This window comes from Mesorhizobium sp. M7D.F.Ca.US.004.03.1.1, from assembly GCF_003998635.1.
Lineage (GTDB): Bacteria > Pseudomonadota > Alphaproteobacteria > Rhizobiales > Rhizobiaceae > Mesorhizobium > Mesorhizobium loti.
Genome location: NZ_RZQG01000109.1, coordinates 1 through 10,830, shown reverse-complemented (window position 1 = coordinate 10,830; position 10,830 = coordinate 1). Strand labels below are relative to the sequence as shown.

Annotated in this window: 10 protein-coding genes; 4 read left to right on the top strand and 6 right to left on the bottom strand. The window is 63.7% G+C overall.

Features of this window, described 5'->3' with window-relative positions; translation table 11 throughout:
- The first annotated feature begins 50 nt into the window (after positions 1-50).
- The 4 genes from EN935_RS09465 (at position 51) to EN935_RS09450 (ending at position 3,812) form a co-directional block, all read left to right on the top strand.
- A complete protein-coding gene (locus EN935_RS09465) occupies positions 51-893 on the top strand; it encodes a tetratricopeptide repeat protein (protein WP_109659153.1) in 843 nt (280 codons plus the stop codon).
- A gap of 204 nt (positions 894-1,097) precedes the next feature.
- Positions 1,098-1,574 (top strand): DUF992 domain-containing protein, encoded by a 477-nt coding sequence (locus EN935_RS09460; protein WP_109659151.1) that lies wholly within the window; start codon positions 1,098-1,100, stop codon positions 1,572-1,574.
- Positions 1,575-1,669: 95 nt separating this feature from the next.
- The gene (locus tag EN935_RS09455) at positions 1,670-2,152 is read left to right on the top strand and encodes a DUF992 domain-containing protein (protein ID WP_127265152.1); all 483 of its coding nucleotides are present in this window, start codon (positions 1,670-1,672) and stop codon (positions 2,150-2,152) included.
- A gap of 223 nt (positions 2,153-2,375) precedes the next feature.
- On the top strand, positions 2,376-3,812 hold the full coding sequence (locus EN935_RS09450) for an MFS transporter (RefSeq protein ID WP_127265151.1): 1,437 nt from the start codon (positions 2,376-2,378) through the stop codon (positions 3,810-3,812).
- Positions 3,813-3,824: 12 nt separating this feature from the next.
- Here the strand turns inward: EN935_RS09450 and EN935_RS09445 are convergent, their stop codons facing one another.
- The 6 genes from EN935_RS09445 to EN935_RS09420 all read right to left on the bottom strand — a co-directional run.
- Positions 3,825-4,517, bottom strand: coding sequence for a response regulator transcription factor (locus tag EN935_RS09445; RefSeq protein WP_127265150.1), 693 nt, complete (start codon positions 4,515-4,517; stop codon positions 3,825-3,827).
- Positions 4,514-7,243, bottom strand: a complete 2,730-nt coding sequence (locus EN935_RS09440; protein WP_127373286.1) for a sensor histidine kinase KdpD — start codon at positions 7,241-7,243, stop codon at positions 4,514-4,516. The genes EN935_RS09445 and EN935_RS09440 overlap by 4 nt, the downstream gene beginning before the upstream one ends.
- A gap of 57 nt (positions 7,244-7,300) precedes the next feature.
- Positions 7,301-7,864, bottom strand: a complete 564-nt coding sequence (gene kdpC, locus EN935_RS09435; protein WP_109659141.1) for a potassium-transporting ATPase subunit KdpC — start codon at positions 7,862-7,864, stop codon at positions 7,301-7,303.
- 11 nt (positions 7,865-7,875) lie between these two features.
- Positions 7,876-9,969 (bottom strand): potassium-transporting ATPase subunit KdpB, encoded by a 2,094-nt coding sequence (gene kdpB / locus EN935_RS09430; protein WP_127263960.1) that lies wholly within the window; start codon positions 9,967-9,969, stop codon positions 7,876-7,878.
- Positions 9,966-10,175 carry a hypothetical protein gene (locus EN935_RS09425; RefSeq protein WP_109659137.1) on the bottom strand — a complete coding sequence of 70 codons (210 nt, stop codon included), beginning with the start codon at positions 10,173-10,175 and terminating at the stop codon, positions 9,966-9,968. Before EN935_RS09425 ends, kdpB begins: the two co-directional genes overlap by 4 nt.
- Positions 10,176-10,182: 7 nt before the next feature.
- A partial coding sequence (locus tag EN935_RS09420; protein ID WP_206534507.1) for a potassium-transporting ATPase subunit KdpA occupies positions 10,183-10,830 on the bottom strand: 648 nt, incomplete at its 5' end.

Here is a 10,830-nt window from a genome sequence, read left to right as displayed (position 1 = left end):
GGGGGGAACCGGACCTGAGCGACGCGGCTTGAAGTGAGGACAGGGCAGACATGAACGCAACAAGCGTGGAGCGCGGGACCGCATTGCGTGGTTTCGCCCTGACAGCGGCCCTGCTCTCCGGACTGGCGCTTGCCGGTTGCCAAACGGCCGGCCCGACCGGTGAATTCAACAATATCGACAAGGCGCAAGGGTCGAGCGAGAACATCTCCTCGCTGTCGGCGGTCATCCAGCGCAATCCCCAGGATCCCGAAGGCTACAATGTGCGCGGCTCGGCCTATGGCCGTGGCGGCCAGTACCAGGCGGCGCTCAAGGATTTCAACCAGGCCATCCAGCTCAACCCGAATTTTTTCCAGGCCTATTCGAACCGCGCGCTCATCCAGCGCTTCCTCGGCAATCAGACCGCCGCGCTCGAGGACTACAACCGTTCGATCCAGATCAACGGCAATTATGACGCCGCCTATATCGGCCGTGGCAATCTCTATCGCAAGGCGGGTCGCACCCAGGACGCCTTCAACGACTTCCAGAAGGCGATCCAGCTCGACACGACCGACGCGCGCGCCTACCATAATCGTGGCCTGATCTATCAGAGCCAGGGCCAGCACAAATTCGCCATCGAGGACTTCTCGACGGCCATCTCGCTGGCGCCCGACGCCGCCGAACCCTATAACGGCCGCGGTCTCTCCTATCTGGCGACCAACGACGAAGACAATGCCTTTTCGGACTTCAACATGGCGATCAAGCTCGACGGCAAGAATGCCGAGGCCTGGGCCAACCAGGCGCTGATCTACGAGCGGCGCGGCGACAAGGCCAAGGCGGCGAAATCCTATCGCGAAGCCGTTCACCTTGATCCGACCTACCAGCCGGCCAAGGATGGCCTCGCCCGCGTCAGCTGATATCGATTTCAGCAGGCTTCGCGCCAATCAAGGTGCTTGTCCTTCGCGTCCGAAAGGAGGCGTGGCGCTGACCCGTCAATCCGGCAACCGCGCATTAACTCCGGCAGCAAGCTGTTGGCTCCTGCCTTGATCGCGCCAAGTTTTCAGCGGAACGGTCTACCCACCCAATCCGTTGTTAAGAAGTGATTTGCGAAAGGACCTCCCATGATCAAGAAACTCGCCTGCGCCGCTGCCCTCGCCACGACGGTCTTCGCCGTTGCCCCTGCCAGCGCCGGCAAGCTGCAACTCGGCACGCTCGACTGCACCATTGATGGCGGCACCGGCTACATCGTCGCGTCCAACAAGGGCGTCTCCTGCGTCTTCCGCCCCCACCATCACGGACCGTCGGAGATTTACACGGGCGTCATCTCCAAGATCGGCGTCGATGTCGGCCAGACGCATCAGGGCCAGCTGGTCTGGGCCGTGCTGGCTGCGACCCGCGATCGCGACGGTGGCGATCTCGCCGGCAGCTACTACGGCGTCAACGCCGAGGCGAGCGTCGTGACCGGCGGCGGCGCCAACCTGCTGGTTGGTGGCCTGGACAGCGCCTTCATGCTGGAGCCGCTCAGCGTCCAGGCGCAGACCGGCGTCAACCTTGCCGTGGCTGTGACCTCGCTCCAGCTGATCCACTCGTTCAAGTGATCGCATGGAGCCGTGCGCTCCATGACCCCTCACCCTGCGGCGCGGAACCAGATAGGATGGTTCCGCGCCGTTTGTTTGATTTTGAGGGGACCGCCATGCCGAAGACAGCCATTGCCGCTGCCGTGATCGCCACCGTGTTTGCCGGGGCGGCGCAAGCCCAGGACCAGGGCATAGAGCTCGGTACGCTCGATTGCGCCATAGGCGGCGGCACCGGCTTCATTTTCGGCTCGAGCAAGGATTTGAGCTGCACCTTCAACCCCGCCGACAAGAGCTTCGCGCCGGAAGCCTATTTCGGCGCCGTCAACAAATACGGCCTCGACATCGGCACGACGAAGCAGACGGTCATGCAGTGGATCGTGCTGACGCCGCTGAAGAACATCTATGCGCCGGGCGCGTTGGCCGGCGACTATATCGGCGCCAGCGCGGAGGTGACGGCGGCCGTCGGCGCCGGCGCCAATCTTCTGGTCGGCGGCTCCTCGCAGGCCTTCACCTTGCAGCCACTCAGCCTGCAGACGCAGACCGGCATGAACCTCGCGATCGGCGTCAGCCAGTTCCAGTTGCGCAGCACCGAGAACTGATGCTGCAACAAAGGCCGCCGATCGAAAAGACGGCCGCGCGAACCATCCTCGAGAAACCGCTTGAGCTCAATCGCGGTTGAGGTTTTACAAGCCTGCCCCGAACGCAACAACGCCTTGATGCGGCGCGCAATCCGGCGCTGTCGATGTGCATGGTCCTGCCGGAAACCCGCACTGGCTTCTGGCGTCCTGCGCTGGCGTCGAGATATGGAAGGCGGGGGTGGAAATGACCGAAATCAGCACAAACAGGGTCGACTGGCGCACATTGTGGGCAAGCGGCGACCTGGCGCGCTTTTGCTTCATCAGCCTCGGCATCCTGTTGCACGCCACCAACGAAACGATGGTGGCGACGGTGATGCCGGCCATGGTCGGCGAATTGGCGGGCGTGCAGCTCGTCGGCTGGTCGCTGGCCATCTATGAACTCGGTGCCATTGTTGCCGGCGCAGCGGCCGGACGACTGGTGAGCTATGTTGCCCTGCGCACCAACATGGTGGTCGCCGCGCTGCTTTACGCGGCTGGGGCGCTGATCTGCGCCACCTCACCTTCGATGCAATTGTTCCTTGCCGGCCGCCTGATCGAAGGGCTTGGCGGCGGTGCGCTGGTGTCGCTGGCCTTCGTCTCGGTCGAGCGGCTGTTCTCGCGCGCCATCTGGCCGCAGCTTTTCGGCATCATGTCGGCGATCTGGGGCGTCGCCGCCTTCAGCGGACCGTTGCTCGGCGCGATCATGACCGAGTTGTTGTCATGGCGCTGGGCCTTCGGCATCTTCACCCTCGGCGGCACCGCCATGGCGCTGGCAAGCTTCATCGTGCTCGACACGCCGGAAGCGACGAAACCCAGGACGAGCACAGGCAAGGCGCCGCCCTTCCCGTTCGCGGCCCTTGGCTGTCTTGCCGTCGCCGTGGTGCTGATCGCCTCGGCCGGCGTCGACATCGCCTTGCTGCGCTCCTCGCTGCTGATGGCCCTCGGCCTCATTGGCCTGGTGCTGTTCTTTTACATCGACGCGCTGAAGCCGCGCTCGCGGCTGTTCCCGGCGCGGCTGTTCTCATGGCGCACGCCTGTGGGCGCCGGCATGACCATGGTTGCCGCCTTTTCTGTGGCGACCTGTTCCTTCGGTGTCTACGGGCCGCTGCTGCTGACCAGCCTGCACGACATTCCGCTGCTGACCACCGGCTACATCATTGCCGCCGAATCGATCGCCTGGTCGATCCTGTCGATCCTGGTCGCCAACGCGCCGCCGCAGCGCGAGCGGCTGATCATCATCGGCGGCGCGGTGATGATCGCGGCCGGCATCGCCGGCTTCGCCTATACGATACCCCTGGGCTCCATCCCGCTGATCCTGATCTGTGCCTTGTTGCAAGGCGGCGGCTTCGGCATCGCCTGGCCGTTCCTGACGCGCGTCATCGTCGCCTCCGCCCCGGAGGGCGAGCAGACCATCGCCTCGGCGGCGGTGCCGACCATGCAGCGCATCGGCTATGCCGTGGGTGCCGCACTTGCCGGCATCGTCGCCAATGCCAGCGGTTTTTCGCAAGGTCTGAACCACGACGCAGCGGCGAATGTCGCGTCCTGGCTGTTTCTTGCGTTCGTGCCGCTCGGCATTGTCGGCTGCCTGGCGGCCTTGCGAGTATCCATGCCCCTTGGTCAGCCGCGGGAAGCTATCGGCTAAAACCTGACCTGCTCACTCGACCTCGCGCAGGCGATAGCCGACGCCGGTCTCGGTGGTGATGTAACGCGGCTGGTCGGGGCTCTTCTCGATCTTTTGCCTGAGCTGCCGGACATAGACCCTGAGATACTGCACGTCGGTTGAATCGCCCCAGACCTGCTTCAACAGGAAATGGTGGGTCAGCACCTTGCCGGCGTGCTGCACCAGGATGCGCAGGATATCATATTCCTTCGGCGAGAGTTTTACGTCCTTGCCCTCGACCTTGACGATGCGCTTGACCAGATCGACGCTAAGGTCGCCGGTGTGGAACACCGGTTTTTCACCCTGCTGCTGGAACTTGTGCCGCAACGCCACGCGGATGCGTGCGACCAACTCGTTCATACCGAAGGGTTTGGTGACATAGTCGTCGGCGCCAAGTTCCAGAGCCTGGACGATGCCGGCCTCGTCGGTGCGGCTGGACAGGATGACCACCGGAATGTCGAGACCGTCGTCGCGCCATTTGCGCAGCAGCTCATGGCCGCTCATGCCGGGCAGGCCGAGGTCGAGCAGGACGAGGTCCGGCTTCTCCGCCTCCATCAGTTCGATCGCCACCTTGGCGTTCGGCGCCTCGCTGATCACGTAGCCCTGGCTGCCGAGCCCGACGCGAAGCAGCTTGCGGATCGGCGGCTCGTCATCGACGACCAGTATCCTGACGTTCGAGTTTGTCATGCCAAGTCACCCAGATCGTCCGTATTCGAGGCGTCGAAATTGGGCGGGTTCGCCGGCTTCGGCATCTTGATAGTGAAGACCGCGCCCGAACGATCGGTTCGGTTTGCCGCCGTGATCGTGCCACCCATCGCCTCGATGAAGCCACGGCAGATCGACAGCCCGAGCCCGGTGCCGGCACGGACCTGATCGCGCTTGCGCACCCGGTAAAAGGTGTCGAAAATCCGCTCCAGATCTCCAGGGGGAATGCCCGGCCCTTCATCCATGATCTGCAGGAGGACGGAGCCGTTGTCGGTCCAGCCCTGCACGCGGATCGTCGAACCGGCCGGCGCATATTTCGCCGCATTGTCGAGGAGATTGAACAGCGCCTGCTCGAACAGGACGGGGTCGACCTTCAGCATCGGCAAATCTGATGGGATGTCGGTCTCGGTGTTGTGCTCGGCAATGATTTTCCTGGCTCTCTGCAAGGCAGAGCCGACGATGTCACCGACATAGTGGAAGGCGTAGTTCGGCTCCATTGCGCCGGACTCTATCTTGGTCATGTCGAGCAGATTGGCGATGAAGCGGTTCAATCGCTCGGATTCATCGAGCACGGTCGTCAGCAGTTCTGCCCGGTCATGTTCGGGAAGTGCCGGTGCGAATTCCCTCAGCGTGCCGGCCGCGCCCATGATGGCGGCGAGCGGCGTCTTCAAATCATGCGAGATGGAGGTAAGCAGCGCCGAGCGCAGCCGGTCCGCCTCGGCTGCGAGCTTGGCGCGGTCGACGTCGGCGACCAGTTGAATACGCTCGATGGCGACCGCTGCCTGGTCGGCCAGCGCATCGAGCAGGCGCTGCTGCTCGGGCGTCAGCAGCGGCCCCTGCTTGTCATTGTCGAGGCCGACGACACCGATTGCCGTACGCCCCGTCCGCAAGGGCAAATAGAGCCGCTTGGCGCCGGGAAGCGTGTCGGCGCCGCGACCCGCGGCACGGTTGTGTTCCCAGGCCCAGCGGGCGGCGGCGATGTCGGCCTCGGCTAGCGTGTCGTCGGGCGGATAGCCGGCCTTGACGGTGATCGTTCCGTCTTCCGGCAGAAGAAGCACCACCCGCAGCTTCAGCATCGAGGCGATCTGGAAGGCGGTGGCCCAGAGGACGTCGTCGAGCGTGCCGGCACCGGCTAGCTTCTTTGAAAAAAGGTAGATGTCCTCGGTCGCCCGCGCCCGTGAGCGGGCAGCGACAGCCTGCCGCTGCACGCGCGCCGTCAGATTGCTGGCAATTACCGCAACGACGAGGAACACGCCAAGTGCAACAATGCTTTCCGGATCCCGGATGGTCAGCGTGTAGCGCGGCTCCAGGAAGAAATAGTTGAACGCAAGGGCGCTGACGAAACAGGCATACAGAGCCGGCCAGAGCCCGCCAGTCACCGCCGATGCCAGCACCGCGATGAGAAAGATGATCGCCAGATTGCGGACGTCGAGAAACTGATCGAGAAGGACGGCAAAGGCGAGCGAGCCCATGAGATAGGCCGTGGCCAGAAGATAAGGCCAGATTTGGAACTGCCACTGCTCGTCCGCCGTCCTGACGCTCTTCAACGCCGTCTCTGTGTTGCGTTCGGTTCCCGAAATGACATGGACGCTAATGTCGCCGGCATTGCGGATGAGATCGTAGGTGAGCGAGCCTTCGATCAATTCGCGCCAGCGCGACCGGGTCGGCCTGCCGACCACGATATGGGTGAAATTGTTCGCCGTCGCATAACGCACGATGTCCTGCGCCACATTCTGACCCGGAATGGTGGTCACCTCGGCACCAAGCTGTTGGGCAAGGCGCAGGTTCGTCGCCAGCCGGTCCTTGTCGTCCTCGGGCATGCTGGCCGAACGAGTGCTATCGACGTGCAGCGCCGTCCACGGCGCACGCAGCCGGTCGGCCAGCCTGCGTGCATAGCGCACGCGGGCCGCTCCTCCCGGGCGCGCGTCCAGGCAGACCAGAACCCTTTCCCCCGCTGCCCACGGTCCGGGAATGGCGTGCGCCTGCATGTGGATCAGCAGTTGGTCATCGACGCGCTGCGCGGTGCGGCGCAGCGCCAGCTCCCTGAGCGCCGTCAGATTGCCCGGCGAGAAATAGTTCTCGATCGCGCGCTGGGCGGTGTTGGGAAAATAGACCTTGCCTTCCTCGAGCCGCTTGATCAGGTCGTCGGGGGTGAGATCGATGATCTCGACATCGTCGGCCTGGTCGATGATGGAATCGGGAACCGTCTCGCGGACCCTGACCTTGGTGATCTGGGCGACGACATCGTTCAGGCTTTCGACATGCTGGATGTTGAGCGTCGTGTAGACGTCGATGCCTTGCGTCAGGATTTCCTGGACGTCGAGATAGCGCTTGGGGTGGCGGCTGCCAGGGGCATTGGTATGGGCGAGCTCGTCGACGAGAACCAATGCCGGGCGCCGGGCAATGATGGCGTCGATATCCATCTCGTCGAGGATACGCCCCTTGTAGTCGACCTTGCGGCGGGGAATGACCTCATATCCCTCGACCAGAGCCAGTGTTTCCTTGCGGCCATGCGTCTCGACGACACCGATCACCACATCCACGCCGTCGGCCAGCCTAGCGCGGCCCGACATCAGCATCTCGTAGGTCTTGCCGACGCCCGGTGCTGCGCCCAGGAATATGCGCAGGCGGCCTCGCGCCTCCCGCTCGGCATGATCAAGCAGTGCGTCGGGAGAAGGTCTGGTGTCGTTGCTTCTGTCGTCCGGCATCGGAATCGATCATGGATGGCGCCGGGGATACTGTCGATCCCCGGCCCGCACCATTCACTATTTCGCGGCGTCCAGCGCAAGGTTGAGACCGAGCACATTGACCACCGGCTCGCCCATGAAGCCGAGCTCCCTGCCCTCGACCTGGCTATCGACAAGCGCCTTGATCTTGGCCTCGTCGATACCCCTGGCTTTGGCCACCCGGGCGACCTGGAAATAGGCGGCTTCCGGGCTGATATCAGGATCGAGGCCGCTGCCGGAGGTCGTCACCAGGTCCATCGGAACAGGCTGGTTCGGGTTTTCCGCTTTCAACTTCTCGGCGTCGCCCTTGATGCGATCGATCAGCTTGGGATTGGTTGGGCCGAGGTTGCTGCCGCTCGAGGCGGCGGCGTTGTAGCCGTCGCCGGCAGCCGAGGGGCGACCATGGAAATAACGGTCGCTGGCAAAGCCCTGGCCGATCAGTTCGGAGCCGATGACCTTGCCGTCCTTCTCGATCAAGCTGCCATTGGCCTGACGCGGGAACAGGGCCTGGGCGATGCCGGTCATGCCGATCGGATAGATCAGGCCGGTCAGCACCGTGAAGAAGACGATCATGATGATCGCGGGTCTTATCTGGGTGAGCATGGACGTGTTCCTTAAGCGAGGCCGAGGGCGGTGACGATCATGTCGATCGCCTTGATGCCGACGAAGGGGACGATGATGCCGCCGAGGCCGTAGACGAGCAGGTTGCGACGGAGCAGCGCGCCGGCGCCGATGGCACGATATTTGACGCCTTTCAGCGACAGCGGGATCAGCGCGATGATGATCAGTGCGTTGAAGATAATGGCCGACAGTATGGCGCTCTGCGGCGTCGCCAGATGCATGATGTTGAGCGCCTGCAACGGGCCGGTGGTCTGTCCCGGCGCGACGTAGAAGACGGCGAACATCGCCGGGATGATGGCGAAATACTTGGCCACGTCGTTGGCGATGGAGAAAGTGGTCAGCGAGCCTCGGGTCATCAGCAGCGCCTTGCCGATTTCGACGATCTCGATCAACTTGGTTGGATCGCTGTCGAGGTCGATCATGTTGCCGGCCTCGCGGGCTGCCACCGTGCCGGTGTTCATGGCGACACCGACATCGGCCTGGGCAAGAGCCGGCGCATCGTTGGTGCCGTCGCCGCACATGGCGACCAGCTTACCCTTGGCCTGCTCGTCGCGGATCAGCTTCAGCTTGTCCTCCGGCGTCGCCTGGGCGAGGAAGTCGTCAACGCCGGCTTCCGCGGCAATGGCTGCCGCCGTCATCGGGTTATCGCCGGTGATCATCACCGTGCGGATGCCCATGCGGCGCAGTTCGGTGAAGCGTTCGCTGATGCCGCCCTTGACGATGTCCTTGAGGTGGATGACGCCGAGCAGGCGCCCGTCGCGTTCGACCGCCAGCGGCGTGCCGCCGGACTTGGCGATCTCGTCGGCGATGGCCTGGAGGTCGCGGACGGCTTCACTGCTTGGGCGCGTGCCATGAGAGGCGGTTGTTGACTGGTTGACATGGGCGAGCACCGAATCGACGGCGCCCTTGCGCACCGATGAACCATCGATATCGACGCCGCTCATGCGGGTTTGCGCGGTGAAGGGCACGAAAGTGGCGTGCAGCGTTGCCATGTCGCGGGCGCGGATGGCGTATTTCTCCTTGGCCAGAACGACGATCGAACGGCCTTCCGGCGTTTCGTCGGCCAGCGAGGCTAGCTGGGCGGCGTCGGCCAGTTCCTGCTCGGTGACACCCTTGACCGGGCGAAACTGCGTCGCCTGGCGATTGCCGAGCGTGATCGTGCCGGTCTTGTCAAGCAGCAGCGTATCGACGTCGCCGGCCGCCTCGACGGCTCGGCCCGACATCGCCAGCACGTTGAAGCGCACCAGGCGGTCCATGCCGGCGATGCCGATGGCCGACAGCAGCGCACCGATCGTCGTCGGAATCAGGGTCACGAACAGGGCGACCAGCACGGTCACCGAGATATAGCCACCCGAATAGGAGGCGAAGCTCGGGATCGTTGCGGTGGCCAGCACGAAGATCAGCGTCATGCCGACGAGCAGGATGTTGAGCGCGATCTCGTTCGGCGTCTTCTGGCGTTCGGCGCCTTCGACCAGCGAAATCATGCGGTCGAGGAAGGTGTGGCCGGAAGCCGCGGTGATGCGCACGCGGATCCAGTCGGACAGCACTTGGGTGCCGCCGGTGACCGCCGAACGGTCGCCGCCGGATTCGCGGATGACCGGCGCGGATTCGCCTGTGATAGCCGCTTCGTTGACCGAGGCAACGCCTTCGATCACTTCGCCGTCGGACGGAATGATGTCGCCGGCTTCGACCAGCACGGCGTCGCCGACCTTGAGGCTGGTGCCGGGCACGAGTTTGTATTTGGTGCGGTCTTCACCCGTCAAAAGCTTGGCCGGGGTCTCGGTGCGTGCCTTGCGCAGCGAGTCGGCCTGCGCCTTGCCGCGCCCTTCAGCGACGGCTTCGGCGAAGTTGGCGAACAGCACGGTGAACCACAGCCAGATGATGATCTGCAGCGTGAATTTGAAATCGCCGCCGCCGGTGATCAGATCCCTGACGAACAGGACGGTCGTCAGCGCCGAGACGACGGCGACGACGAACATCACCGGATTCTTGATCAGGGTACGCGGGTTCAATTTCTTGAAGGCGCCGCCGATGGCGGGCCACAAGATGCTAGCATCCATGATGCTGGCGGATTTGGACTGGCTCATTTGATGGCTCCAGTATCGGTGTTGGTGGATGGCACCGATCGATCGGATGCCGAAAAGGGCGGGCCGTAGGCCAGCAGCCAGATCACGATCATGACTGCCGCGATGCCCAGGAATGTGGATACGCTCGGGAAGGGAGGGGGATCCGCCTCCCCCTCATTGTCGGCCTTGGGCCTAGCCTTGCGACGCATGGTGTTGAACCAGGACATGGCGGTATCAGAAGGTCTGCCCATGGATCATCGCCAGATGTTCGACGATCGGTCCGATCGCCAATGCCGGGAAGAAGGTGAGGCCGACGACGATGAGGATGACGCCGACCAGCAGACCGACGAACAGCGGGCCATCGGTCGGGAAGGTGCCGGCGGAGGCCGGAACCGTCTTCTTCGCCACCAGCGAGCCGGCGATGGCCAGCGCCGGAATGATGACCAGGAAGCGACCCATCAGCATGGTGATGCCGAGCGTTATGTTGTACCAGGGCGTGTTGCCGCTGAGGCCGCCAAAGGCCGAGCCGTTGTTCGCCGCCGCCGAGGTGTAGGCGTAGAGTACCTCGGAGAAGCCATGCGGGCCGCCATTGGCGATCGACGCCACAGCGCTTGGCAGAACCACCGCAATGGCCGTGAATGTCAGCATCGCCAGCGGCAGGCACAGGATTGCCAGCATTGCCATCTTGACCTCCTTGGCCTCGATCTTCTTGCCAAGATATTCGGGTGTGCGGCCAACCATCAGGCCGGCAACGAAGACCGCGACCACGATGAACATCAGGATGCCGTAGAAACCGGCGCCGACGCCGCCGACGATGACTTCGCCGAGTTGCATGTTGATCATCGGGATGAAGCCGCCGAGTGCCGTGAAGCTGTCATGCAT